The 25,433-nt window shown below is 73.4% G+C and carries 17 protein-coding genes and 4 tRNA genes; 10 read left to right on the top strand and 11 right to left on the bottom strand.

Annotated features, from left to right (window positions below):
* Nucleotides 1-1,032, top strand: a complete 1,032-nt coding sequence (locus ABD841_RS05225; protein ID WP_344968392.1) for a DUF917 domain-containing protein — start codon at nt 1-3, stop codon at nt 1,030-1,032.
* Entirely contained in the window at nt 1,032-2,687 is a 1,656-nt protein-coding gene (locus ABD841_RS05220; protein ID WP_344968390.1) for a PucR family transcriptional regulator, read from the top strand. Before ABD841_RS05225 ends, ABD841_RS05220 begins: the two co-directional genes overlap by 1 nt.
* A gap of 61 nt (nt 2,688-2,748) precedes the next feature.
* Here the strand turns inward: ABD841_RS05220 and ABD841_RS05215 are convergent, their stop codons facing one another.
* The 5 genes from ABD841_RS05215 to ABD841_RS05195 form a co-directional block, all read right to left on the bottom strand.
* Nucleotides 2,749-4,383: a hydantoinase B/oxoprolinase family protein gene (locus ABD841_RS05215; RefSeq protein ID WP_344968389.1), complete on the bottom strand. Its 1,635-nt coding sequence runs from the start codon at nt 4,381-4,383 to the stop codon at nt 2,749-2,751.
* The gene (locus ABD841_RS05210) at nt 4,380-6,416 is read right to left on the bottom strand and encodes a hydantoinase/oxoprolinase family protein (protein ID WP_344968387.1); all 2,037 of its coding nucleotides are present in this window, start codon (nt 6,414-6,416) and stop codon (nt 4,380-4,382) included. Before ABD841_RS05210 ends, ABD841_RS05215 begins: the two co-directional genes overlap by 4 nt.
* A 928-nt stretch (nt 6,417-7,344) precedes the next feature.
* Nucleotides 7,345-7,419 (bottom strand) — tRNA-Val (locus ABD841_RS05205).
* Nucleotides 7,420-7,433: 14 nt separating this feature from the next.
* A tRNA-Cys gene (locus ABD841_RS05200) sits at nt 7,434-7,504 on the bottom strand.
* Nucleotides 7,505-7,528: 24 nt separating this feature from the next.
* Nucleotides 7,529-7,600 (bottom strand) — tRNA-Gly (locus ABD841_RS05195).
* A 150-nt stretch (nt 7,601-7,750) separates the two neighbouring features.
* Here ABD841_RS05195 and hutH point away from each other — a divergent pair.
* From hutH to ABD841_RS05180, 3 genes are all read left to right on the top strand, one after another.
* Complete coding sequence (gene hutH / locus ABD841_RS05190; protein ID WP_344968385.1) at nt 7,751-9,298, top strand: histidine ammonia-lyase; 1,548 nt, start codon at nt 7,751-7,753, stop codon at nt 9,296-9,298.
* A gap of 227 nt (nt 9,299-9,525) precedes the next feature.
* Nucleotides 9,526-10,530, top strand: a complete 1,005-nt coding sequence (locus ABD841_RS05185; protein WP_344968383.1) for a chorismate-binding protein — start codon at nt 9,526-9,528, stop codon at nt 10,528-10,530.
* A 10-nt stretch (nt 10,531-10,540) separates the two neighbouring features.
* Nucleotides 10,541-11,371: an aminotransferase class IV gene (locus tag ABD841_RS05180; protein WP_344968381.1), complete on the top strand. Its 831-nt coding sequence runs from the start codon at nt 10,541-10,543 to the stop codon at nt 11,369-11,371.
* Between the two features lie 333 nt (nt 11,372-11,704).
* Here ABD841_RS05180 and ABD841_RS05175 read toward each other — a convergent pair whose 3' ends face one another.
* The gene (locus tag ABD841_RS05175) at nt 11,705-13,075 is read right to left on the bottom strand and encodes an LVIVD repeat-containing protein (protein ID WP_344968379.1); all 1,371 of its coding nucleotides are present in this window, start codon (nt 13,073-13,075) and stop codon (nt 11,705-11,707) included.
* A gap of 91 nt (nt 13,076-13,166) precedes the next feature.
* Between ABD841_RS05175 and ABD841_RS05170 the strand changes: the two genes are divergently transcribed.
* Nucleotides 13,167-13,769, top strand: coding sequence for a DUF305 domain-containing protein (locus ABD841_RS05170; RefSeq protein WP_344968378.1), 603 nt, complete (start codon nt 13,167-13,169; stop codon nt 13,767-13,769).
* Between the two features lie 70 nt (nt 13,770-13,839).
* Here the strand turns inward: ABD841_RS05170 and ABD841_RS05165 are convergent, their stop codons facing one another.
* Entirely contained in the window at nt 13,840-14,256 is a 417-nt protein-coding gene (locus tag ABD841_RS05165; protein WP_012892610.1) for an SsgA family sporulation/cell division regulator, read from the bottom strand.
* A 462-nt stretch (nt 14,257-14,718) separates the two neighbouring features.
* Between ABD841_RS05165 and ABD841_RS05160 the strand changes: the two genes are divergently transcribed.
* Nucleotides 14,719-14,790 (top strand) — tRNA-Val (locus ABD841_RS05160).
* A gap of 477 nt (nt 14,791-15,267) precedes the next feature.
* On the opposite strand, the gene ABD841_RS05155 is transcribed toward ABD841_RS05160, so the two are convergent.
* Nucleotides 15,268-15,774 (bottom strand): phosphotransferase family protein, encoded by a 507-nt coding sequence (locus tag ABD841_RS05155; RefSeq protein ID WP_344968376.1) that lies wholly within the window; start codon nt 15,772-15,774, stop codon nt 15,268-15,270.
* 176 nt (nt 15,775-15,950) lie between these two features.
* Here ABD841_RS05155 and ABD841_RS05150 point away from each other — a divergent pair, with 176 nt between their 5' ends.
* Both ABD841_RS05150 and ABD841_RS05145 read left to right on the top strand, forming a co-directional pair.
* Nucleotides 15,951-17,630, top strand: a complete 1,680-nt coding sequence (locus tag ABD841_RS05150; RefSeq protein WP_344968536.1) for a sensor histidine kinase — start codon at nt 15,951-15,953, stop codon at nt 17,628-17,630.
* Nucleotides 17,631-17,850: 220 nt separating this feature from the next.
* On the top strand, nt 17,851-18,522 hold the full coding sequence (locus ABD841_RS05145) for a CBS domain-containing protein (RefSeq protein ID WP_344968374.1): 672 nt from the start codon (nt 17,851-17,853) through the stop codon (nt 18,520-18,522).
* 120 nt (nt 18,523-18,642) lie between these two features.
* Here the strand turns inward: ABD841_RS05145 and ABD841_RS05140 are convergent, their stop codons facing one another.
* The 3 genes from ABD841_RS05140 to ABD841_RS05130 form a co-directional block, all read right to left on the bottom strand.
* Entirely contained in the window at nt 18,643-20,280 is a 1,638-nt protein-coding gene (locus ABD841_RS05140) for a flavin-containing monooxygenase (protein ID WP_344968372.1), read from the bottom strand.
* A gap of 371 nt (nt 20,281-20,651) precedes the next feature.
* The gene (locus tag ABD841_RS05135; protein ID WP_344968370.1) at nt 20,652-20,783 is read right to left on the bottom strand and encodes a hypothetical protein; all 132 of its coding nucleotides are present in this window, start codon (nt 20,781-20,783) and stop codon (nt 20,652-20,654) included.
* A gap of 355 nt (nt 20,784-21,138) precedes the next feature.
* Complete coding sequence (locus tag ABD841_RS05130) at nt 21,139-22,089, bottom strand: Acg family FMN-binding oxidoreductase (RefSeq protein ID WP_344968368.1); 951 nt, start codon at nt 22,087-22,089, stop codon at nt 21,139-21,141.
* 298 nt (nt 22,090-22,387) lie between these two features.
* Between ABD841_RS05130 and ABD841_RS05125 the strand changes: the two genes are divergently transcribed.
* The gene (locus ABD841_RS05125) at nt 22,388-25,252 is read left to right on the top strand and encodes an ATP-binding protein (RefSeq protein WP_344968366.1); all 2,865 of its coding nucleotides are present in this window, start codon (nt 22,388-22,390) and stop codon (nt 25,250-25,252) included.
* The last annotated feature ends 181 nt before the right edge of the window (nt 25,253-25,433 follow it).

Raw genomic sequence — 25,433 nt, 5'->3', positions numbered from 1 at the left:
GTGATCGACCGCGACTCACTCGGGGTGTACGCGGCCGGATCCCGGCTCTTCGCGACCGGGGCCGCCGAATCATCGTTCCACCTTGCCCTCGACTGGGCCGGGGCGCTGCTCGCCGAGGGGGCCGCGGTGCCGGTCACGGACGCCGCCGGGCTGCCACCGGAGACGCTCACCGTCGCGATCAGCCTCGTCGGCTCCACCGCGGCGCTGGGCGAGCAACTGCCCGCCGGGGACGAGCCCGTGCGCGCGGTGCGCGGTCTGGAGCGGCGGCTCGGCCGCACGGCGGGCGCGGTCGTCGCGCTCAACCTGGCCGCGGAGAACGCGCTGCTCCCGGTCATCACGGCGGCCCTGCTGGCCGTCCCGTTGGTGGACGGCGACGGCACCGGGCGGGTCTTCCCGCTGGTGGAGCAGACCACGTACACGCTGGGCGGGGTGAGCGCCGCCCCGCTGGCGCTCGCGGGCCCGGCCGGGGACCTGGTCGTGGTGGACACCGCGCCGGATCGGGTGGAGGGACTGGTCCGCCCGGTGGTGCTCTCACTGGGCGGCTGGGCGGTGGCCGCCTGCTACCCGATGACGGCGGGCGTGCTGTCACAGGTCCTCGTCCCCGGCACGGTCAGCCGCCTGCTGCGGGCCGGGGTGCCGGGCGCGCCGCGCTCCCTCGCCGCGCCGTACGGGGTGCGCACCCTGTGCCGGGGCCGGATCGTCGCGGTGGAGGGCAGCACCGGGCACGGCGCCGACCTGACGATGCCGTCGGTGCCGGCCAGCATCGTGGTGCGGGAGTCGGAGGGTCTGGGCAGGCTCGTCCGGCTGGAGGCGCACAACGAGATCGTCCTCGCCCTCGCCGACGGCGCGCCGGTCGCGATGGCGCCCGACCAGATCTGCATGATCTCGATGGCGGACGGCGCGGTGGTGGACGTGGACAAGGCGGGGCCGGGCATGGAGGTGGAGGTCATGGTGGTCGTGGCGGCACCCGCGTGGCACACCGGGCGGGGCCGCGCACTGGGCGGCCTGCGAGCCTTCGGGGTGCCGCTGTGATGGACCGCGGGACCGCCTGGGAGGCGCCGGTCACCGTGGCGGAGCTGGTCAACGGCGGCCCGCTGGCCGGGGCGCGGATGTACGGCACGGGGGAGAACCCGGTGCACCAGGTGCGGATCGTGGACGAGCCGGCGGTGTTCGGGACGGTGACGCCGCACACCGCGGTGGTGCTGACCGGCAGGGCGGCCAGCGGAGGCTGGGCGGTGGAGATGGCCATGCGCCGGGCCTGGGAGCAGGCCGCCGCGTGCGTCATCGCCCCCTCCGGCGGCGTGTCCGCCGGCTCGGAGGCGGTGCTGGCGGAGCGCCTCGGCGTCACGTTGATCTTCGTTGACGAGGATCCGCTGGTCACGGCGGTCCGGGTGGCGTCCGCCGCGGCCCGGCCCGAGGCGGCCAGAACCCAGCTCGTGGCCCGCTGCGCGACCCGCCTGGCCGAGGCGGGCGGCTCGGTGCGCCGGGTGCTCGGCACCCTCAACGCCGAGCTGCAGGGCACCGCGGTGGCCTTCCTCGACCCGTACGGGGTGCGCCTGGCGGGTCGCGGGCACCGGGGCGGGCCTGCGGAGGCCACGGTGCTGGCCGAGGTGACGGTGCCCAGCCCGGACGGCAGGCCGCTGGGCACCCTGTCCGCGCGCGGCTCCGCACGCTCGCCCGGCTGGCCCGCCGTGGTCCGCACCGTCCTGGCCCTGGCCGTCGCCCCCCTGACCGCGTCGGCCACCGCCGAACGCCTGGCCGCGTTCCAGGACGCCGCCCGTCAGGCCGCGCTCGCCGAGCGGCTGCTCCGGGACGCGGACCCGGCCGCCGCGTGTCCCGGGGCCCACGGAGCGGGGGCCGACGGGGGGCTGCGCACCCCGGGGCCCGGCCCGGCCGGTGAACGGCACGGGGCGCCGTACGCTGCCGGGGCGGGCGCCGGCGGCGGGCAGGCGGGCGTCCCCGAGGAAGACGGTGCGCTCGCCGGGGCGGCCGCCCTGGGGTGGCCGACGGCCGGGCCGCTCACCGGCTACGCGATCCGTCCCGCCGACCCGGTCCCGGGCGGCCCGGTCCCGGGAGGCCCCGTCCCGGGAGGCCCCGTCCGGGGCGCTCCGGCCCACGGGGAACCGGTTCAGGGGGATCCGGAGACGGTCCGGGCGGTGGTCGCGGCCTCGGTCGGGCCGGGGCCGATATTCCGCAGGGGCGACGGCTGGGTCGGCTGGTCGGCGCTGGGGCCCGGGGCGCTCGCCGCCGCGCTGGCCGGCGTCCTCCCCGTGCTGCCGGTCCCCTGCTCGGCGGGGGTCGGCGCGGGCGCGGTGGGGTTGGCGGGGGTGCGGGAGTCGTTGCTCGGGGCGGTCGCGGCGGCTTTCGTGGCCCCCACGGGTCAGATCGTCCGGGCCGACCGGATGGGTCCGGCCGGGCTGCTGGCCGCGCTGCCCGCCGGGGCCCTGCGAGCCCCGGCCGAGGTGGTGCTCGGCCCGCTGCTGGCGGCGGACCCCGACGGGACGCTCCTGCGGACCCTGGCCGCGGTCCTCGACGAGGGCGGCGCCTCCCGCGCGGCCGACCGGCTCGGCGTGCACCGGAACACGGTCACCGTCCGGCTCGACCGCATCAAGGCCGCCGGGTTCGACCTCGGCGATCCCGCCGCCCGCCTGGCCCTCCACCTCGCCTGCCACGTCCTGCTGGACTGATCCACCGCCCGCCGTCGGGCTCCCGCCGGGCCGCCCGCACCGATCCGGGGCCGGTGCCGGGTCAGCCGGTGCCGGTGACCATGCCCTGGGCGAGGTCGCGGGCTCTTGCCGCGGCGAGGCGCAGGGCCGCGGGGCCGTACCCGCCGCCACCGCCGGACTCGCAGCGCAGCACGTCGCCCCGGCGCACCGGCAGCGCGTTGACCTTGAGCATCTCCCGCTCGCCCGGCGTCCCGGGGTTGAGCACGACCCGGGGCGGGGCCCCGGACCCGCCGCCGTCCAGGCCCCAGGCAGGGGTGACGGAGCGCTCGAACCACAGGGAGAGGGAGGTGTCGCCGCTGAACTCGTACTCCCGGACGACCCCGTTGCCGCCGCGCCACCGCCCGGCGCCGCCGCTGTCCGGGCGGATCGCGTAGCGGGTGACCCGAACCGGGAAGAGGGTCTCCAGTACCTCGATCGGCATGTCGCGCAGCGAGCCGTTGACGCTGTTGATCAGGCAGCTCTCGCCGTCACCGCCGTCCCAGGCGCCCCACCCGCCGACGGTGGCCTCCTGGGAGACGTACAGCTTGCCGGTGCGCGGGTCGACCCCGGCCATCTGGACGATGAGGGAGTCGCCGTAGCTGGCCGCCGCGGCCCGGCCGGGCAGCACGGGCGCCAGCGCCTTGACCACCAGGTCGATGACCAGACCCAGATGGGAGTAGTAGTACTGGCACGCGGCCGGCGCCTGCGCGGCCAGCATGGAACCGGGGCGGGTCACAACCTCCAGCGGGCGGAAGGAACCGCCGTTGAGCGGGACGTCGCCGCTGACCAGCAGCTTGTAGGCGACGCGGACGGCGGCCACGGCCTGGGCGGCGCCGCAGTTGACCGGCCCGGTGGCCTGGTCGGCGCAGTCGGTGAGGTCCACGGTCATGGTGTCGCCCGCGACGGTGACGACGACGTTCACCGGCAGGGGGGTCGCGAGGTCGATCCCGTCGTTGTCCAGGAACCCGGAGGCGGTGTAGACCCCGTCGGGAACGGCTGCGATGGCGGCCCGCTCCAGCCGCTCGGTCTGTGCGAAGATCTCGTCCCGGGCGGCCGCCACGGTCTCGGCCCCCCACCGGGAGACGATCTCGGCCAGGCGGCGCCGCCCGGTCAGCGCGCACGCCACCTGGGCCCGCATGTCGCCGAGGGTGGCGTGCGGGAAGCGCACGTTGCGGGCGATCACCTCGTGCAGGTCCACGCACGGCTCACCCCCCTCATGGATCCGGACCGGGCCCAGGCGCAGGCCTTCCTGGAAGATCGACGTGGAGTCCATCGACCCGCCGGGGTCCTTGGAGCCCACGTCCAGCCAGTGCGCCCGGGAGGCGGCGAAGCCGGCCAGCTCCCCGTCGACGAAGATCGGCGCGTAGACGGTCACGTCGTTGAGGTGGGTGCCGCCGACGTAGGAGTCGTTGAGCACCCACACGTCCCCGTCGCGCCAGACCTCACGGCCGTACCGGCGCTCGGTCTCGCGGGTGCAGACCTCCAGGTTGCCCAGGAAGATCGGCAGGCCGGACGACTGGCCCAGCACGCGATGGTCGCGGTCGAGCAGGGCGACGGCGCAGTCCTTCGCCTCGTAGATCACCGGAGTGTAGGAGGACCTGATCAGTGTGGTGTTCATGTCCTCGGCCGCCTGCAGCAGCGCGCAGCGGACGATCTCCGTGGTCACCGGGTCGATCACCGGTCGCCTCCTACTTTGATGATCAGGAATCCGTTGCCGTTCACCGTGGCCAGGCACCCCGGTGGGATCACCGTGGTCGCGGTCTCCTCGACCACGATCGCCGGGCCGGCCAGCTCACCGGAGAGCGCGTCGCGGCGCAGCACCGGGGTCCGGTGGACCTCGCCGTCGAAGATCACATCTCGTACGGTGCCCGCGTCCGCCCCCGCGTCCGCCCCGGTGGCGGGCGCGGCGGCCACCCGGGGGAAGTCGCCGAAGCCGGTGCTGCGGAGCATGACGAACTCCACCGGGGCCTCCGGCGTCGCGTGGCCGTACCTGCGCGTGTGGGCGTCGGCGTAGCGGGCCGAGATCTCGGTGAGGAAACCGGGAGCGGCCGGCTCCGCCGCGTCCCTCAGCGGGATGGTCAGCGTGTAGTCCTGACCTTCGTAGCGCATGTCCAGCGCGTGCTCGACCCGCCTGCGCTCCGCGGGCACGCCCTGAGCCTCCAGCGCGGCGACCGCCCGGGACTCCAGGTCCTCGAGCAGCCCGGCCAGCTCGGCGCCGTCCAGGTCCGCCTCCGGACGGAACCAGGGGTGGGTGAGGTCGCGGCGGATGTCCGCCTCCAGCATGCCCCAGGCGGAGAACGCGCCGGGGAAACGCGGCACGACGACCTCGGCGATGCCCAGCTCGCGGGCGATGAACACGGCGTGCATGGCGCCGGCGCCGCCGAAGGCGACCAGCGAGAACTCCCGCGGCTCGATGCCGTGCTCGACGGTGAGCGCCCGGATGGCCTGGGCCATCTTGGCGTTGACCACGTCGCAGATGCCCTCGGCGAGCTGGAGCGGGTCCATCCCGAGGTCGGCGGCGAGGGTGGCGACGGCGACGCCTGCCGCCTCCACGTCCAGGGACATCAGGCCGCCCGCGAACCAGTCCGGGTCCACCCGGCCCAGCACCGCGTTGGCGTCGGTGACGGTCGGCCGATCACCACCGCGCCCGTAGCAGGCCGGGCCGGGCACGGCCCCCGCCGACTCGGGGCCGACCCGCAGCGCCCCGGCCTCGGCGCAGGCGATGGAGCCGCCGCCCGCGCCGATCGTGTGCAGGTTCACGATCGGCATCAGCACGGGGAAGCCCTCCACCCGGGCCTCGGCACTGATGTCGGGCCGGCCGTCCACCACGAGGGACACGTCGAAGGAGGTGCCGCCCATGTCCACGCAGATGGCGTTCTCCCGGCCGAGCAGCCGGGCCGCCGCGACCCCGCCCATGGTGCCGCCGACCGGCCCGGAGAGCAGGGTCTGCAGCGGCCGGCGCATCGCGTGGGAGGCGTTGACCAGGCCACCGGAGGACTGCATGACGTGCACGGGCACGGGCAGGCCGCGCGCCGACAGGCGTTTCTCGATCCCGGCCAGATAGCGGCGGACCACCGGGCCCGTGTAGGCCTCCAGCACCGCGGAGGAGGTCCGCTCGTACTCGCGCCACTCGCGGGCCACCTCGTGGGAGAGCACGACGAGGACGTCCTCGCCCAGCTCCTCGGCGAGGATCTCGCCCGCGCGGATCTCGTGGTCCGGGTTCACGTGGGAGAACAGCAGGCAGACCGCGACGGCGTCGAGCCCCTCCGCGCGGGCCCGGCGGGCCGCCCGGCGGACGGCGTCCTCGTCCAGCGGGACGAGTTCCCGGCCGCGCCAGTCCAGCCGCCCCGCGGCCTCCGCGACGTCGGAGCGGGGGACCAGCGGCTCGGGCTTGCGGTAGCGCAGGTCGAACATGCGGTCGCGGTTGCCGCGGGCGATGCGGTAGACGTCCCCGACGCCCTCACCGGCCAGCAGCAGCACCCGGGCGCCCTTGCGCTCCAGCAAGGCGTTGAGCCCCTGGGTGGTGCCGTGCACGAAGAAAGAGACGTCCGCGGGGTCCTCCACGACCCGGCCGAGGGCGGCGAACACGCCCTCGGCGAGGTCTCCCGGGGTGGTCGGCGCCTTCGAGGCCACCACGGCCCCGGTCCGCTCGTCGTAGCAGACCACGTCGGTGAAGGTGCCGCCGATGTCCATGGCGACTCGGTAGCTCATGCCGAGGACCGTATGCGCCGGCCGCTCCCGCGGAGCTGTGCGATCCGCCCGGTCCGCCGCGCCGCACAGGTCAACCGGCCCGGTGCTCTCCCACTCCCGGAGCGCTTCCGGATCCCGTGCCCTCCCGGCCGGGCGCTCCGCCGGGCCCGGAGCGCTTCCACGCCCCGGCCGGCGCGGACGGGGCCGCCCCGGCCCACGTCCTCCGGCGGGGCTCCGGCCCGCGTCCCCCGGCGGGGCCCCGGGCCGTGGCCGGAGGCTCCGCGCCGTGCCCGGGGTACGTCAGGTCACGTCCCGGGCGTCGTACGCGAGCCCCCGGGCGTGCCGCGGCCCGGGCCCGGCGCGTGCGGGACCGGGCCTTCCCGCTTCACGGCGTGGAACCCCCGATAGGACTCAGTCTGGGATGTAGACCGTCCTGTGGGAAGGATGGCCCTACCGGGGGGGTCTTGGCCCACTGCGTGGGGTGCGTGCCGACGGTCGTGCACCCGGACGGCCGGCCCGCGCCCACCGTCCGGGACGTGACGTCCCCGCCGGGCGGAGAGGCCGGAACCCCCGGCGCGGGGCTCCGCGGGTGCCTGTCCGGTCATGTCTCAAGACCATAGGGAGCGGCCGGGAAGGGGTTCAACGAAGTTGCCAGGAGTTGCGACACCGCGCCGGCGGGAGCCCGCGGAACCCGTCCCGGCGGTGTTCTCCGGACGGCGACGCGCGGCCGACGACGGGACGGGAGCATCCGCGGGGCGGGCTGACAATCGTGAACCGGGACCATCGGCTGTGGCCGGCGTCCGGGAGAGCACCGTGTTCTCGCCCGGCGGCGCCGGTGCTGACAGCGGCTCCCGAAGGAGCGGGAACAGCAAGAAGCCCCGGGCTCGCGACCGCGAACCGGGGCTTCGCCGGGCGTCCGGCCAGACTGGGCCTGGCCGGACGCGAAGGCTGGTGGACGATACTGGGATTGAACCAGTGACCTCTTCCGTGTCAGGGAAGCGCTCTCCCGCTGAGCTAATCGTCCTCGCTGAGAACCAGAGGTGGAGACGGGATTTGAACCCGTGTACACGGCTTTGCAGGCCGTTGCCTCGCCTCTCGGCCACTCCACCGAGTGGGGACCGTAGCCCCTTCCGAGCGGAAGACGGGATTCGAACCCGCGACCCTCACCTTGGCAAGGTGATGCTCTACCACTGAGCCACTTCCGCATGCGCCCCCGGGGGTTGCCCCGGACTCACTGTGAGAACTCTAGCGAATACCCGGCGACTCCCCAAACCGAATACACCGGTATCTTGTGATGTAAGGGGCCAACTATGGGTTCGCCGGTTACCAGAGCTCGACGACGAGAGAGTGACACCATGCGCGACAACGAGGTCGTGAACATCGGACCGGAGCCGCTGAGCTTCGCGGAGGTCGTCAGGGTGGCCAGGCACGGCGCCCCCGTGCGCCTCACCGACGACGCCGTGGCCGCCATGGCCGCGGCCCGCACCCGCGTGGACGAGCTCGCGGAGAGCCCCACCCCCGCCTACGGCGTCTCGACCGGGTTCGGCGCCCTGGCCACCCGGCACATCGACCCGTCGCTCCGCGCCCAGCTGCAGCGCTCCCTGGTCCGCTCGCACGCCGCCGGGTCCGGCCCGGAGGTGGAGGTCGAGGTCGTCCGGGCGCTCATGCTGCTCCGCCTGCGCACCCTGGCCACCGGCCACACCGGGGTCCGCCCGAAGACCGCCAAGGTGCTCCGGGATCTGCTCAACGCGCGCATCACCCCGATCGTGCACGAGTACGGCAGCCTCGGCTGCTCCGGCGACCTCGCCCCGCTCTCCCACGTGGCCCTCACGATCATGGGTGAGGGTGTCGTCCGGGACGCCGCCGGCGAGCGCGCCGACGCCGCCGAGGCGCTCAAGCGGGCGGGTATCGAGCCCGTCGAGCTGGCCGCCAAGGAAGGGCTCGCGCTCATCAACGGCACCGACGGCATGCTCGGCATGCTGATCCTCGCCATGGACGACCTCACCCGCCTGTTCCGGACCGCCGACGTCGGCGCGGCCATGAGCGTGGAGGCGCTGCTCGGCACCGACCGCGTCTTCGCCGCCGACCTGCAGGCCCTGCGCCCGCACCCGGGCCAGGCGGCCAGCGCCGCCAACCTGCGGGCCCTGCTGCGCGACTCGCGGATCATGGACTCCCACCGGGACGGCACCTGCACCCGCGTCCAGGACGCCTACTCGCTGCGCTGCTCCCCACAGGTCGCCGGCGCCGCCCGCGACACCCTCGCGCACGCCGCCGCGGTCGCCGGGCGGGAGCTCGCCTCGGCGATCGACAACCCGGTGGTCCTGGCCGACGGCCGGGTGGAGTCCAACGGCAACTTCCACGGCGCGCCCGTCGGCTACGTGCTCGACTTCCTCGCCATCGCGGTCGCGGACATGGCGAGCATCTCCGAGCGCCGCACCGACCGCATGCTGGACGTGGCCCGCAACCACGGCCTGCCCGCCTTCCTCGCCGACGACCCGGGCGTGGACTCCGGTCACATGATCGCCCAGTACACCCAGGCCGCGATCGTCTCCGAGCTCAAGCGCCTGGCCGCGCCCGCGAGCGTCGACTCCATCCCCAGCTCGGCCATGCAGGAGGACCACGTCTCCATGGGCTGGTCGGCGGCGCGCAAGCTGCGGCGCGCGGTTGACGGCCTGACCCGGGTGCTCGCGGTGGAGATCCTCACCGCCGCGCGCGCCCTGGACCTGCGCGCCCCGCTCCGCCCGGCCCCGGCGACCGGGGCCGTGGTGACCGCCCTGCGGCAGGCCGTCCCCGGTCCGGGCCCGGACCGCTTCCTCGCCCCCGAGGTCGAGGCGGCGGTCCAGTTCGTGGCCTCCGGCGGGGCCGTCGCCGCCGCCGAGACGGTCACCGGCCCGCTGGCGTAGCCCCCGGGCGGGCCCCGGCGACCGCCTTCCCGGGGCCCGCCCGTCCGCGACGGCGCTCCGGACGCCCGCCTTCCCGCGCCGAGGACGCGGGTTTCCGTTTCTCGTGCCGGGATCCCGGACGATCGCCCTCCCCGCGCCGGACGGTCCACGCCGCCCTGCCGCCCGCGCCCTTGCCGCGGCCCGTACGCTGGTGCGTTTCCCGGCCGGCGTGGCGGGACAATAGGGCCGTGCACGACTCATTTGCGCATGTCACCGGATATCTGGCCACCGGGCTGCGCGACGTCACCACCGACCTCGCCGCGCTCGACGGCGCGGGATGGTGGGCCGTCGTGGCCGACTACGAGGGCAAGGTGACGTGCGCCAGGTTCGCCGACGTCCGCCGGGCGCCGCTGCCCGCGCCGCGCGGCCCCTGGCGCGGTCCGCACCCCTCGGCGTGGCGCAGCTCGCTCGACCGGGACGCGTACGAGGACGGCGTACGGCGCATCCGTGACCGCATCGAGCGCGGCGACGTCTACCAGGCCAACCTGTGCCGGGTGCTGAGCGCGCCGCTGCCCGCCGGCGCCGAGCCCGACCCGCTGGCCCTCGCCGCGCGGCTGGCCGAGGGCAACCCCGCGCCCTACGCCGCCACGGTGAGCCTGCCGGGCCTGAGCGTGGTGTCGGCCTCCCCGGAGCTCTACCTGTCCAGGGAAGGCGACGTCGTCGAGTCCCGGCCGATCAAGGGGACCGGGGTCACCGCGGACGACCTCCTGGAGAAGGACTACGCCGAGAACGTGATGATCGTCGACCTGGTCCGCAACGACCTGGGCCGGGTCGCGGAGGTCGGCTCGGTGAGCGTGCCCGCCCTATGTGAGGTGGAGGAGCATCCCGGCCTCGTCCACCTGGTCTCCACCGTCCGGGCGCGTCTGGCGCCCGGAGCCGGCTGGCCGGAGCTGTTCGCCGCGACCTTCCCCCCGGGGTCGGTGACCGGGGCCCCGAAATCCTCGGCCCTGCGCATCATCGATGAACTCGAACCCGAGCCCCGCGGGCCCTACTGTGGGACCGTGGGCTGGGTCGACGCCGATCGGCACCGGGCGTCCCTGGCGGTGGGGATCCGTACGTTCTGGCTCTCCTCCGGCGAGATCCGCTTCGGCACGGGCGCGGGCATAACGTGGGGGAGCGATCCGCGACGCGAGTGGCACGAGACCGAGCTGAAGGCCTCCCGGCTCATCGCACTGGCTTCCACTTCAGGTTAGAAGGAGTCCCATGAAAGTACCCGTATGGGTCAACGGAGCATTGATCCCCCCGGATCAGGCGACCGTCTCGGTGTTCGACCACGGCCTGATGGTCGGGGACGGGGTGTTCGAGACCATCAAGTGCGTCAACGGCGCCTCGTTCGCGCTCACCCGCCACCTCGACCGGCTCAGGCTCTCGGCCCGGCGCATGGACCTGCCCGAGCCCGACGTCGAGGCGATCGCCGCCGGCGTACGCGCCTGCCTGGCCGAGGCGCCCCCGTGGCCGCTGGGCCGCATCCGGGTCACCTACACCAGCGGCCCCGGGCCGCTCGGCTCCGACCGGGGCAACCAGGGCTGCACCACCGTGGTGATCGTCGACGAGCAGAAGCCGTTCCCGGCCACCGCCGACGTCACCGTCGTGCCCTGGCCCCGCAACGAGCGCGGCGCGCTCGCCGGGGTGAAGAGCACCTCCTACGGTGAGAACGCCAAGGCCCTGTTCCACGCCAGGGCCAGGGGCGGCGGCGAGGCGATCTTCGGCAACCTCGCGGGAGACCTGTGCGAGGGCACCGGCAGCAACGTCTTCATCGTCCGGGACGGCCGCCTGATCACTCCCACGCTCGCCGCCGGCTGCCTGGCCGGGGTCACCCGCGCCCTGACCCTGGAGTGGTGCGGGGGAACGGAGGAGGACGTCCCGCTCTCGGCCCTGTACGAGGCCGACGAGGCGTTCCTGACCTCCACCACCCGTGACGTCCAGCCGATCCGCGCGGTCGACCAGACCGTGCTGCCGGCCGCGCCCGGCCCGATCACGGCCAAGGCGATGCAGGTCTTCGCCGAGCGCTCGGCGGCCGACCTGGACCCCTGAGGGCCGCCGCCGGGTTCCGTGCGGCCCTCCAGGAGTCGTACGGCCCTCAGGAGTTTCCGTACGGCCTTCACGAGCCGTACGGAAACCGGCGGATCGCCGCCCCGGCGGGCGGGGACGCCCGAGACCCGGGTGCGCCGCGTACGGGCGGCCCGGCCGGTCACCTGAGCGGCGGTGTGAGCGGGGCCGGCCGGTGGACGTCCGGGCCGAGGGCGCGGGCCACGGGCCGCCGGGCTCCCGGACGACGTCGGCCGGTCGCGGGCGGGTGCCGCCGTACCGGCCGGCAGGGTCGCGTCCGGGGCGTCCGCCCGGCCCCGGGACGCGGTGCGGAACGCGCTAGTACGACACCTGGGTCTGCGCGTTCAGCTCCGTGATCTTCACCTTCTTGGCCGGGTCGGTCAGCGGGTCGTCGATGCGGAGCACGTCCAGACCCTTGGTGATGTCGCTGGAGTAGATGTGGCCGTTGTAGTAGTAGGCCGACCAGGAGCCGCCGACGCCCTGGACCGGGTCGTGGTCGAAGAAGCCGATCTCCTTCGGGTGGGCCGCGTCGGTGAAGTCCCAGATCGACACCCCGCCCTGGTACCAGGCCTGGACCATGATGTCCTTGCCGGGAATCGGGAGCAGCGACCCGTTGTGCGCGACGCAGTTCTCCTCGGACGTCTGCTCGCGGGGGATCTTGAAGTAGCCGAGGAGCTTGAGACGGCGGTCCGCGCCGAGTTCGTACACGGCGTTGGCGCCCTTGGTCTTCGGAGTGCCGGAGTCGCAGGTCGCGCTCACCCCGCCGCCCAGCTCGTCGCCGAACACGATCTTCGTGGCGTCGTTGTTGAACGTCGCCGAGTGCCAGATCGCGAAGTTCTCCTCGTCCTTGACGTGCTGGAGGACCGTGGGGTTGGCCCGGTCGGTGATGTCCATGAGGATCCCGTCGCCGAAGCAGGCGGCGGCCGCCAGGTTCTTCTCCGGGTAGACCGTGATGTCGTGGCAGCCGGTGTAGAACTCGTTCTCGTCGGTCTCCTGGGCCAGCGCCGGCTGGGAGACGACCCTGGCGTCGGTCGGCGTCTTCACGGGCACCTCGACCACGGAGATCTTGTTGTGCGGTGCCGGGCAGCTCGGCGTCCCCGGCTCGGGGCCGGGGGAGGAGACGTAGAGGTAGACCTTGTCCGCGTTCTCGCCGGGGACGAGGGTGTGGGTGTGGGAGCCGCAGTCGGTGCGGACCGCCGACAGGAACCGGGGATGGGCCTTGTCCGCGATGTCGAAGATCCGGATGCCCTCCCAGTCGTCCGCCCCGCCCCGGCCCGGCCCGGCGTCGCACTCCGGGCCGCCGCGCGCGGTGTCGACCGACAGGAACAGCAGGTTCCCCGTCACCGAGACGTCGTTCTGCTCGCCGGGGCAGAGCACCTGGCTGACCATGGACGGCTTGGCCGGGTCGGAGATGTCGAAGACGTTGAAGCCGTCGAAGTTGCCGACGAACGCGTAGTCGCCCTGGAAGGCCAGGTCCGTGCCCCATGCCTGGGGCCCGTTGAGCGGCGCCTGGTGCGGCACGTTGGCCAGGTGCTTGACGTTCGCGCTGAGGCTGACGTCCGCCGAGGCGGTGGAGGCGCCGCCGCCGGACACGGACCCGGCCGAGGTGGCGGCGGCCTGCGGAGCAGAGGGGGTGGGGTCACCCGCGCATCCGGCGATGAGAAGCAGCCCAGCAAGGCCGAATGCCACGGTAGATCGCACGGTGCCCCCAGCGGATCGGTTCTTATGTCGCATTATTAAAGCTATGCGGAGGATACGGCCGACGAGTCAGGGTATCGCGATGATCTTGCCGGTATTCCTCCTCGCGGCCTGCACGGGCGCCGAGACCGAGCGCCCCGCGGCCTTCGTCGCCGGCTCCGGCGCGCCCGTGATCGTGCCCGGCGGGCCCGGCGAGGCCGGCCGCACGGCGAAACCGGGCGAGAACCTCGGCGAGTCGGAGGCACGGGTCACGGCGGCCGACGTGAGGTTCGCCGAGGAGATGATCCCGCACCACCGGCAGGCCCTGGAGATGGCAGGGCTGGTCCTGGACCGGACCTCGTCGCAGGCCGTGCGGAGGCTCGCCGAGCGGATCACCGCCGCCCAGCGGCCCGAGATCGCCGCCATGACGTCGTGGCTGCGGGCGCTCGGCCGCCCGCCGGGCGGGCACGAGGACCACACCGTCACGCCCGCGCAGATGAACGAGCTCAGAGCGGCCAGGGGAGCGGCCTTCGACCGGCTCTTCCTGACCCTCATGATCGCTCATCACGAGGCGGCGATGACCATGGCCGGGCGGCAGCTGCGGGAGGGCACCGACCGGGTCATGATCGCCACCGCCAAGGACGTCCTCTCCGGGCAGGGCACCGAGATCGCCAGGATGCGGCGCCTGCTCCGTTCCGGAACCTAGGAGGACTCGCCGGAAGGGGCGGTCTCGCGGCCGTGGGGGAGGGGTCGTGCTGCGCGGGGGAGGGGCGGGGTCAGGAACTCCAGAGCATGTTGCTGAGCTCGGCGTCCAGATCCATGAAGTCGGTCTCGCGACCGGCCGGGACCAGTTCGTACGTGCGGTGCAGGAACTCCGTGAGCGGAGCCAGCGGCACTTCGAACAGGGCCTGTCCGAACGGCGACGTGAGACTGATGTGCAGGGTGCGCTCGCCGTCGGCGCGCGCGGGCCAAACCTGCACGTCTCCGTCACCCACTCGCCGCACGATGCCGACAGTCAGCAACTCGCGGGCGAAGATCCACTCGACCGGCTCGTCGTTCCCCACATGGAAGGCCATTCTGATCGCGTACGGGTCATCGGCCGTGTAGCTGAGTCCGGCGAGCAGGGGGACGGTGGTACGGTCGGGGACCACAAGCCGAAGGCCTAGCTCGGCAGAGACGGTGGCGCTGTTCATCGTCAGCCAAACCTTTTTTGTCGTCGGTCCCCTCTTCGGGGCTTTCACTGCTCTGACGGCTTCGTCCCGCCTGAGCTACCACGCGGAACGAAGAAACCTGTAGGAAAGATTCCGCCTCCACGCCCTTCTGTAACACACATCACAGCGCGACATTTGGGCATCTACCTGGCTAAACATCACCAACAGGGCCGTATTTGCAAGGGTTTTGCGTCTCGTTTTGGTCACCGTCGACTCCCGGGTAGGGCGTCTCGGGCGATTCGGGTCGAGCCCGGGTCGTACGGGTTCTTCTCCGGATCAGGATGATGCTATGACACCGTAGCCCCCCACCGGATGGATCCCCGGACCTTTGCCTCCCGACCGTGTCGCCCTCCAAGATCATATTGACCGGGAGTCTCGCTTCGCGAGTGCTCGCGGATTGCTGTATGGTTTCTCACGTCGGCACCGAGAGGGGCCGCACAGGGCGGGCGATTAGCTCAGCGGGAGAGCGCTTCGTTCACACCGAAGAGGTCACTGGTTCGATCCCAGTATCGCCCACAGCACGAAACAGCAGGTCAGAGCCCGGCGGACTACACAGTCCGCCGGGCTCTTCCGCGTCCGACGGCCCCCGTGGGAGATTCCCGGGAGAACAAGATCGTGGTGGTGGCCCTCCGGCGTGTCGCCCGCAGGGCCACGTCCGGGGCGCGGCACAGGCGACCGACGACCGATGACGGATCCGGGCCCCGCTCAGGCCAAGCCCTCCTCCCACAGCCCTGTCGGCAGCCCGCTGAGGCCGCTCCGCACACGTTCGGTGATGTGCCCGTAGACCGCCGACGCCGACGGGCCCTCATGACCCATCCGCCCGGCCCTCGGCGCCTGCTTGATCCCGCCGTCGTTCATCCACGTCCGGCGCCCATGCCTCAGCCCGTACGGCACCGGGCCCGCACGGTGCCGCGAGAAGCCGTCCGGGCCTGACACGGCGAAGCTCCGCTCCTCCTCCGTGAGTGCGGGCGGGGCGTTTCGTCGCGTCGGATGTCAGCCGGTGCGGTACTCCACCCACGCCTGGCACGCTGCGGCCGTCCGGAGCCGTCTGGCTCGCAGATGTGCCGGGCCGACCCCGGCCATCCGCGCGGCGAACAGAGCCCGGGTGGCGGCCAGCGCGGTGATCGTGTCAGCCGGAGCCGAGTCCCACGCGGGCACCCGGGAGGCGACCTGCTCGGCCTGGGCGGGTGTGTGACCGGCGTCGATCAGCCGCGGGATCAGCAGGGTGATGTCGGCCCAGGGGGCGCCCCGGCAGGCGAGCGACCAGTCGACGACCCGCGCGTTGCCGCGCCCGACGAGCAGGTTGCCGGCGTGGAGGTCGGCGTGGAGCAGCGTGTCCCCCTCGAAGTCGCCGAGGCGCAGCCCTTTGACGAGCGGCTCGTAGTGGCCCACGTCGGCGGGCGAGTCGGCCAGGAACTCCTCGGCGGCACGCAGAAGCCCGCGAACCTTGACAACTACAGAGGGGGCGGGCCACGGGCAAGGGATGGAGATGGCGGCCACCGCATCCATCACAGCGGACAGGTCCGGCGAGCCCGGGGCGAGATCGGCGTCGCGGACGCGGGCCGTCGGCGGATCGCGGCCCCCGGTCTTCCCCGCCCCTCACGGTGGGCACCGCGCGGTGGCGATGGCAGACTGCCCATGTGACCCACGATGAGGTTCGCTCGCTCCTGCCCCACATGCGTCTGGACGAACTCCTCGCCGAGCTCCAGGTCCGCCTGGAAGCGGTGCTCGCCACCCGCGACCGCGTCCACGCCCTGCTCGACGCGGTGGTCTCGGTGGGCAGCGACCTGGATCTGGAGACGGTCCTGCGGCGGATCGTACAGACCGCCACCACGCTCGTGGACGCCAGCTACGGCGCGCTGGGGGTGGTGGGCCAGGAGCACACGCTGATCCAGTTCATCCCGGTGGGCCTCACGGAGGAGGAGATCGCCCAGATCGAGCACTGGCCGCACGGGCTGGGGCTTCTCGGCCTGCTCATCAAGAAGCCGGAGCCACTGCGGCTGGCGCGCATCTCCGATCATCCGGAGTCCTACGGCTTCCCGCCCGGGCACCCCCCGATGGGATCCTTCCTGGGAGTTCCGCTGCGGGTGCGCGACGAGGTGTTCGGCAACCTGTACCTCACCGAGAAACGGGGCGGCGGGGAGTTCGACGAGGAGGACGAGGCGATCGTGGTGGCGCTCGCCACCGCGGCCGGCGTCGCGATCGAGAACGCCCGCCTGTACGAGGAGACACGGCGCCGGGAGACCTGGCTGCGCGCCTCCTCGGAGATCATCACGAGCCTGTTGTCCGGGGCCGAGCCCGGTGAGGTGCTCACGCTCATGGCGCACCGGGCCCGTGAGATGGCCGACGCCGACGTGGCGGCCATCATGCTGCCCGACAGGACCGGCGAGCACCTCCTCGTGGTGGACGTGGACGGTGTGGACGCCCAGCGGCTCGGTCACGCGGAGACGGTCGTCGAAGGCACCCTGGGGGGGCTCGCCTTCACCGGCGGGGAACCCGTCATGGTCACCGACCTCGCGGAGAGCGCCACGTCGTCGGTCCTGAACGGGGACGTCCCGACCGGGCCCGCGGCGGCCGTGCCGCTCGGCGCGGCGGGGGCCGTCCGCGGCGTGCTGACGCTGGGCAAGCGCCAGGGCCGCATCCCGTTCAACCAGGCCGAGGTGCGCATGCTGCACGCCTTCGCGGGGCAGGCCGCCATCGCCCTGGAACTGGCCGAGCGGCGCAAGGACGCCGAGCGGCTCGGCCTGCTGGAAGACCGCGACCGTATCGCCAAGGACCTGCACGACGTGGTCATCCAGCGCCTGTTCGCGGTGGCGATGACGCTGATGAGCGCCGTCCGGCTGGTGGACCGACCGGAGGCGTCCTCCCGGCTGCAGAGCGCGATCGACGAGCTGGACGAGACCATCCGGCAGATCCGCTCCACCATCTTCGCCCTGCAGGCGCCTCGCGACGCCGAGACGCCGAGCCTGCGGGCGCAGGTCGTCGAGCTGGTCGAGGCGGGGCGCGGTCACCTGGGCTTCATGCCGGGCCTGAAGCTGGAAGGGCAACTGGACAACCAGGTGTCGCCGCGGCTGGCCGAGCACCTGCTCGCGGTACTGCGCGAGGCCCTGTCCAACGCCGTCCGGCACGCCCGCGCCTCCCGCGTGGACGTGACCGTGCAGGCCCAAGACGGCGAGCTGACTCTCCTCGTGCAGGACGACGGGGTCGGCCCCCGCCCCGGCGGGCGCCGCAGCGGGCTGCGCAACCTCCAGGAGCGGGCCGAGAGCCTCGGCGGCGCCTTCACGTTCGAGCCCCGTCCCGGCGGAGGGTCCTCGCTGTGCTGGCGCGTGCCGCTCGGCGAGGCGTCACCCGGATGACCCGGCGGGCGCCGCCCGGACGCCGGCGGCGCCGCAAGCCGTGCTCCCGTCATGCTTCCGTCATGTCCGACGCCGGTGGCCCGGCACCGGGACCAACGGCCCGGTCTTCGCGCGCGGATTTCCGGGACCTCCGGCTCTGGGAGGCCGTGCCCGCCGGCGGTGGGATGGGGACGTCCGCCGCGCCGACGCGGTCGTCCCCAGGGGAACAGGAGGCAGGAACATGCCGATCAAGGTCAGTGACGTGATGGGCCGCGTACCGATCGCGGTCCGGCAGGACGCGCACTTCGCCGACATCCTCGACATGATGAAGCGCTACGCCGTCGGCGCCGTCACGGTCGTCGACGCGGACCGGCGCCCCGTCGGCGTGGTGTCCCAGGACGACCTGCTGCTGAAGGAGACGGATCCGGTGCGGCACCGGACCACGATCTTCGAGAGCGCCGCGCGGCGGCGCGAGCACGAGAAGGCCGCCGGATCCATCGCGATGGAGCTGATGACCTCGCCGGCGATCACCGTGACGCCGGGCACGTCCGTGCGGGACGCGGCGCGGCTGATGCACGACAGGAGGATCGGGCAGCTCCCGGTGATCGACCCGGTGACCGGGCGCATCGTCGGCACCGTGCACCAGGGAGACCTGCTGCGGGTCTTCGAACGGCCCGCCGCGGAGCTGCTGGCCGAGATCCGCGAGACGATCCGCGACGTGGCCGGGGAGGACCTGGACGGGCTGACGGTCGAGATCGAGCGGGGCGCGGTCCGGCTCGGCGGCGAGGTCGGGCGCGCCTCGCAGGCCGTCCGCCTCGTCGAGGCCGTCCGGCGGCTGGAGGGCGTCGTCGACGTCGTCTCCGAGCTGCGGCACCGCGGGGACGACGTGGCCGTCGCCCCGCCGATGTACTGACAGTGCTTCGTCGGGTGGTCAGGGCGGTCGCCGTCGGCAGGCGGGGGGATCGGCCTCTCCGGGGAGCCGGCGGCTGTCTACCCCGCCTCAAGGGCGCTCTGGTCGGCGAATCCCAGCAGGTCAGGCGGAGAGGGTGAAACCCTCGTAGCCCCGGACGGCGACCTCGTCGCACTTCTTGCGATACTCCCCGACACCGCCGACATAGGGCATGAACACCCGCGGCTTGCCCGGCACGTTGGCCCCCAAGTACCAGGAGTCCCCCGTGGGAAAGAGGGTGAGGCTGGCGACGAGGTTGACGTGGTCCACCCAGGCGTCCTGGGCCTCCTGGGTAGGTTCGATCGCCGTGAGGCCCTGGCGACCGAGGTACTCGATCGCATCGGCCACCCAGTCGACGTGCTGCTCGATCGAGACGATCATGTTCGAAAGCACCGACGGGCTACCCGGACCGATGATCGTGAACATGTTCGGGAAGCCCACGGAGCTGATCCCCAGGTACGTGCGGGGGCCGGCGCTCCACGCCTCCTTGAGCGAGACCCCTCCCCGTCCGCGGATGTCGATGTTCGTCAGCGCTCCCGTCATCGCGTCGAACCCCGTCGCGTAAACGATCGCGTCGAACGTGTACTCCTTGTCGGAAGTGCGGACGCCCTTCTCGGTGATCTCCATGATGGGCGTGCGCCGCAGGTTGACCAGGTGTACGTTCTCGCGGTTGTACGTCTCGTAGTAGTTGGTATCCATGCAGGGGCGCTTGGTCCCGAAGGGGTACTCGGGGCAGAGGTCCGCGGCGGTCTGCGGATCCTTGACGATCTGGCGGATCTTGCCGTGGACGAACCGCTTCACCGTGTCATTGGCCTCCCGGACGACGAGGACGTCGGCATACGTGTTCAGGAGACCGCCCAGGTTGCCCTCTTCCCAGGCCTGCTCGAAGACGGCGTCGCGCTCCTCGTCGGTGACCTCGAGAGCGGACTTCGTCGGGGTCTCCGCGGGTACGCCGAATCTGGACTCCCTCTGGGCCTTGCGGAAGGCTCGGTAGTTCGCCTTCATGTCGGCGATCTCATCAGGCCGCAGCCTGCGGTTATGGGCCGGGAGGCTGTAGGCCGGGGTGCGCTGGAAGACGGTGAGATCGGCGGCCTGCCCGGCGATGGCGGGGATCGCCTGCACGCCGGATGATCCGGTGCCGATGATCCCGACCCGCATGCCGGTGAAGTCCACGCCCTCGTGCGGCCAGCGTGCGGTGTGGTAGGCGGCGCCGCCGAAACGATCGAGGCCGGGGATCTCCGGCAGCTTCGAGGCCGACAGGCAGCCGGTGGCCATGACGAGGAAACGTGCGGTGACGGTGTCCCCGCGTTCGGTGCGCACCAGCCAGGTCTTGCCGTGCTCGTCGTACGTGGCCGCCTGCACGCGCGTATCGAGGAAGATGTCACTGCGCAGGTCGAACCGGTCGGCGACATGCTGCGCGTACCGCAGGATCTCCTGCTGGTCTGGGTAGCGCTCCTGCCACTCGTACTCCTGCTCGAGCTCCTCGGAGAACGAGTACGAGTACGCCAGGCTCTCCACGTCCACCCGGGCTCCGGGATAGCGGTTCCAGTACCAGGTGCCGCCGACGTCGCTGCCGACCTCGAACACGATGGCGGACAGCTTCATCTCGCGGAACCTGTGAAGTAAGTACATCCCCGACAGGCCGGCGCCGACCACGACGGCGTCGACGGAGGGGGGCACGGGGCGCGCGTCGGGCTGCGGGCCGTAACCGGGTGTAGACATTTGTTCTCCTTTATGTGGAATGTGATGAGTCGGTATGTGTGGCGCGGCTGCCGTTCGCCCTCGCGTACCACCCGCGCCTGCGGCAGTGGTCGCCCCGGCAGGCGCCCTTCACGATGTCGGCGGACACCACGGAGAGACCGGGGAGGGCCGTGGTGAAGGCCGGCACGCACAGATGCGTGAGCGTTCGCATGGCTTTCCCACACAGGGATGAGAACGTTCTCATCTCGATTCCCGGAGTAGCGGTCGGCATGAGGCTGCCGGGACGCCGGGTCTGCGCCGCCATCGTGGCGCCCTGAGCGCCGAGGGGTGACGTCGGTGCCCGTCACCCGGCGGCTGCGGAGATCTCCGTCCGGGAACGGGGGACGGGTCGCTCAGGTCTCACCGGAGAACGGTCCGCAGCGGTCGGCGATGCGCAGAGCCTCCGCCGTGCCGGTCAGCGGCACGGAGAGGATGGGGACGGCCAGGATGGGTACCGCCGCGCACAGGCGCTTGAACCTTCGCATGACTGCTCCTTGTCAGTGAAAGGGCGTCCTGATTGTCGGCGCGAGACCTTGTGATCCGCTTGAGAGGAAGAGGAGGCCCACTGGCTCCGGACGTCTGGCGCGGATCACCTGCCCGGCACGTTCACGGGTATGGGCGCCCCGGGTCTCCGATCCACGTGACGGGGCAGGCCTGCTTGCCCGCGTCCGCAGGTCAACGGCTTCTCAAGGCCACTTCGGCGTCGGCGGGACGACCTCGGGGAGAGGTGTTTCCGGAACGGAGGCGGAAGACGCATGTCATTCACTTATGGAACTTGGCGCCGAGTTGAAGTGCCTTGAGGGCTCCATGCGGAGGGGCTTGGGTCGCCGGTCGCGCCCGTCAGGCTGAGGTGATCTCCAGCTCCGTCGCGGGGCGGCGGGGAGCGCGCGGCACGGACGGGCCGTACCCGAACCTGATGATCATCTGTGGGTGTCCGAGGGGGTGGCGCGGGTCGGTGCGGCGCAGGATGTCCCGCAGGTCGAGCGGCTGGTTCAGGAACGACGCCGACACGCCGTGCATCGTCGCGGTGAGCAGCACCCGCTGCAGGGCCTGGCCGGCGCGCAGCCAGTCGCGCGGGCCGTCGCCCGGTGTGGCGAGCACCGCGAGCTGGGGGTGGGGCTCGAATCGGGCGGTGTGCTCGTGCCGGCCGAAGTCGCGGGTGGGGGACGGGTCCTTGGCGCCGCGCGGCCCCTGCACGTAGCCGGGTACGCCGTCGTGACGCGCCTTCGGCATCGTCCACGCGGCCAGCTCGGCCCGGTAGCCTCGGTCGGCGGCGAGGCGCTCCTCGGCGATCGCCACGTAGTCGAGCAGGTCGGCGGGGTCGGTCGTGAACAGCGCGGCGCCTTCCGCGGACGCGGCGGTGCGCAGGTCGTCGAGGACCTCGCCCGGCACGCTCCGGTCCTCGTAGGGGTACCGGTTGGTGCGGCGCACGCCGATGAACGAGTACAGGTCGCGTTCGGCGCGGGAGGGCCGGCTGGCCCGGGGCACGCGCACCGTGGCGAGCAGGTCCGGGCGCTCCTGGGGTGAGGGCAGCAGCCGCGTGAGCGGCTCCCACCCGGCCACCCGCACCGCCAGGCGGAGGTTGAACAGGGCGGCTCCGCAGCTCACGCGGAGGGACCGGCCGCGCGGGTCGCTCACCCGGAGCCACCGGTCGCGGTCGGCCAGCAGCTCGATCGCCTCCCTGCCGACCACCCTGAACCTCCACGGTTGGGTGTTGTGCACCGACGGTGCCTGCCCGGCGGCGGTCAGCAGCCGGCGGACTCCGAGATCAGTGGCGAGGGGCGAGGACACGACACACCTCCATGGTCGGGGTTTCGCCGTCCACGCTCGTCCGGGCGGCGCGCTCGCGGCAGGGCCGGAGGGCCCGCCCGCCGGGGACTTTCGCCGGGTGCGGGGCGGGGGTCCAACGTCCCGTCCCGGAACGGCCAACGGCCCTTGGAACGCCCGTCCCGGCGCGGTGATCCTTGATCCTCACGAGAGGATCCGGAGGTGGTCCCGATGTCAGGCGCGGCCACGGTGTGGGCACGGTACGCCCGCCTGCTCCGGTTCGGGGGCGTGAAACGTCGGTCGCCGATGGCATTCTGGGGGCGTGACAGCCCACACCGTGAGCCCTCTGTTCGTCGGGCGCGTGGACGAACTCGCCGTCCTCACCGACGCGCTCGCCAGGGCGCGGGCCGGGTCGGCGTCGACCGTGTTCGTCGGGGGCGAGGCCGGGGTCGGCAAGACGCGTCTCGTCCGTGAGTTCGCCGGGCGCGCGGGCGACGCCCGCGTGCTCGTCGGCGGCTGCCTGGAGCTGGGCACCGACGGTCTCCCCTTCGCGCCCTTCACCGCGGTGCTGCGCACCCTGGCGCGCGACCTCGGGCACGACGGGGTGGCGGCGCTGGTGCCCGGCGGGGCGACGCGGGGGCTCGCGCGGCTGCTGCCCGAGTTCGGCGAGCCGGAGAAGGAGGGGGCCGAGGCCCGCGCCCGGCTCTTCGAGCAGGTGCTGGGCCTGCTGGAGGGGCTCGCCGAGGCCCGCCCCACGGTCCTGGTCGTCGAGGACGCCCACTGGGCCGACCGCTCCACCCGCGACCTGCTCTCGTTCCTCGTCCGCTACCAGCGCGCCGACGCGCGTCTGCTGACCCTCGTCACCTACCGGACCGACGAGCTCCACCGCACCCATCCGCTCCGCCCGCTCCTGGCCGAGCTCGGCCGGATCGACTGGGTCACCCGGTTCGAGCTGCGCAGGCTGAGCCGGCGTGAGGTGCTCCGGCAGGCCGGGGGCATCCTCGGCGGGCCGCCGGCCCCCGGCGCCATGGATCTGATCTACACGCGCAGCGAGGGCAACCCGCTCTTCGTCGAGGCGCTGCTCAGCGGGGGCGGGAGCGAGGCCCTGCCCGACTCGCTGCGCGACCTGCTGCTGGCCAGTGTCGAGCGCCTGCCGGAGGAGACCCAGGAGCTGCTGCGGGTGGCCAGCGCCGGCGGGGCCCGGATCGAGCACGCCATGCTCGCGGTGGTCGCCGGGGTCGACGACACCGAGCTGTCCCGCGTGCTGCGTCCGGCGGTCGCGGGCAACGTGCTCGTGGTCGACGGCGACGGCTACGCCTTCCGGCACGCCCTGATCCGCGAGGCCGTCCACGACGACCTGCTGCCCGGCGAGCGCACCCGCCTGCACACCCGCTTCGCCGAGGCCCTGGAGGACAACCCCGGGCTTCTCCCCGCCCCGCGCGGGGCCATCGAGCTGGCCCACCACTGGCACGCCGCGCACGACGCCCTGTGGGCGCTCATCAGCGCCTGGCACGCGGCGGCGGCGGCCAGGAAGGCGGCGGCCTACGACGAGCAGCTGCGGATGCTCGACCGGGTGCTCGAACTGTGGGAGAGGGTTCCCGACGCCGCGGAGCGGATCGGGGCCGACCACGTCGACGTGCTCCGCCAGGCCGTCACCGTGGCGCACCTGGCGGGGGAGTTCGAGCGCGGCCTCGCCCTGGCCAAGGCGGCTCTGCGTGAGATCGACACCGGCACCGACCCGATCCGCGCGGCCCGGCTCCTGAGACAGCGCGGCCTGGTCGGGTACGACCTCGGCCGGGCCGGTTCCATCGACGACCTGCGCGCCGCCGCCGCGCTCGTGCCGGCCGAGCCGCCGACCTCGCTCCGCGCCCAGGTGCTGGAGAACCTGGCGCGCCTGCTCTGCGCCCCCGACGACTGGGCGGAGAAGGAGGCGCTGGCCGAGGAGGCCATGGGCGTCGCCCGCCGGGTGGGCGACGCCGGCACCGAGGCCCAGGCGCTGGTCACGCTCGCCTGGGCCCGGTGCCGTCACTCCCGGATCGAGTCGCAGGCCCCCGCGTTCGCGCGGGCGCGGGAGATCGCCGCCCGAGCCGGCTCCTACAACGCGCTGATGCGGGCGGCCATCTCCGAGTCCGACGCGCTGGAAGGGGCCGGACGGCACGAGGAGGCCGCCGGGGTCGCCCGCGGGGGCGTCGCCGACGCCGAGGCGTACGGCGTGGCCCGCACGTCGGGCGCCTTCCTCTCGATCAACCTCGCCGAGCCGCTGGTCTCGCTCGGCCGCTGGGACGAGGCGCTGGAGGTCGTCGAGCACGCCCTGGAGCTTGTCCCGCCCCCGCCCCACCGCGCGAGCCTGGAGGGCTTCGCCACCGACATCGCGCTGGCCCGCGGCGACCTCGACCGGGCCGGCGCGCTCTTCCGGTCCGCGGGGGCAGTGATCGCCCGCGGTGTCTTCCGGGACCAGACGGTGCTGCCGCACGTCCGCAGGGAGATCGAGCTGCTGGCGGCGCGCGGCCGCAGCGACGAGGGCCCGGCGCTGATCGAGCGGGTCCTGACGGAGCGAGACCTGACGGCCGGTCCGCGCTACGCGTGGCCGGTCCTCGTCGCGTCCGTCCGGCTGGCCGGGCCGCTCCTGCCCGAGCTGCAAGCCGTGGCGGGCAAGCTCACCGTGGACGGCGATCTCCAGCGGGCGCACAGCCTCGCCTTCGCGGTGGAGACGGCCCGGGCCTCCGGCGCGCCCGATCGCGAGGCGTGTGAGGCGGCCGTCGCCGCCTGGGCAGCCCTGCGTCAGCCGTACGCCGAGGCCCGCGCCCTGCTGCGTGCCGCGGAGGCCGCCGTCGCCGCGGGGGAGCGCGACGAGGCGGCCCGATGCCTGTCACGGGCGGCCGGTCTCGCCGGCCACCTCGGTGCGGCGCCGTTGGCCGCCGAGATCGGCTCCCTCGCCAAGCGGGCGCGGCTCCCGCTCGCCGCCGGGCCCGCCCCGGAGGGCACCGGGCTCGGGCTCACCGCGCGCGAGCACGAGGTGCTGCGCCTGGTGGCGAGCGGGCGCAGCAACCGGGAGATCGCCGGGGAGCTGTTCATCTCGGTGAAGACCGCCAGCGTGCACGTCTCCAACATCCTCGCCAAGCTGGGTGTCTCCTCGCGCGGCGAGGCCGCGGCCACCGCGCACCGGCTCCGCCTGTTCGACCGTTAGGACGGAACCTCGACCGTCAGGACGCCGACCCCGGACCGCCCCCTGGCGAGCCGGTGGCCGGTCACGGGCGGAACCCCGCGGGGCGGCGGCGGGCCGGGGGCCTTCGACGCCGGGGTGGCGCGCCCGGCGGGAGCACGCCGTGGTCCTGCCGGGCGGGAGTGATCGCTTCCGGTCCGGGTGC

The organism is Streptosporangium fragile, from assembly GCF_039534445.1.
Lineage (GTDB): Bacteria > Actinomycetota > Actinomycetes > Streptosporangiales > Streptosporangiaceae > Streptosporangium > Streptosporangium fragile.
The sequence above is the reverse complement of the archived record's forward strand: the minus strand, read 5'-3'. Positions and strand labels throughout refer to the sequence as shown.

Bases quoted from the DNA above. Each gene is read 5' to 3' on its own strand.
- ABD841_RS05220 (WP_344968390.1), top strand. From the start codon at position 1,032: ATGGACCGCGGGACCGCCTGGGAGGCGCCGGTCACCGTGGCGGAGCTG.
- ABD841_RS05210 (WP_344968387.1), bottom strand. From the start codon at position 6,416: ATGAGCTACCGAGTCGCCATGGACATCGGCGGCACCTTCACCGACGTG.
- hutH (WP_344968385.1), top strand. From the start codon at position 7,751: ATGCGCGACAACGAGGTCGTGAACATCGGACCGGAGCCGCTGAGCTTC.
- ABD841_RS05180 (WP_344968381.1), top strand. From the start codon at position 10,541: ATGAAAGTACCCGTATGGGTCAACGGAGCATTGATCCCCCCGGATCAG.
- ABD841_RS05170 (WP_344968378.1), top strand. From the start codon at position 13,167: ATGATCTTGCCGGTATTCCTCCTCGCGGCCTGCACGGGCGCCGAGACC.
- ABD841_RS05165 (WP_012892610.1), bottom strand. From the start codon at position 14,256: ATGAACAGCGCCACCGTCTCTGCCGAGCTAGGCCTTCGGCTTGTGGTC.
- ABD841_RS05150 (WP_344968536.1), top strand. From the start codon at position 15,951: ATGCGTCTGGACGAACTCCTCGCCGAGCTCCAGGTCCGCCTGGAAGCG.
- ABD841_RS05145 (WP_344968374.1), top strand. From the start codon at position 17,851: ATGCCGATCAAGGTCAGTGACGTGATGGGCCGCGTACCGATCGCGGTC.
- ABD841_RS05140 (WP_344968372.1), bottom strand. From the start codon at position 20,280: ATGTCTACACCCGGTTACGGCCCGCAGCCCGACGCGCGCCCCGTGCCC.
- ABD841_RS05135 (WP_344968370.1), bottom strand. From the start codon at position 20,783: ATGCGAAGGTTCAAGCGCCTGTGCGCGGCGGTACCCATCCTGGCCGTC.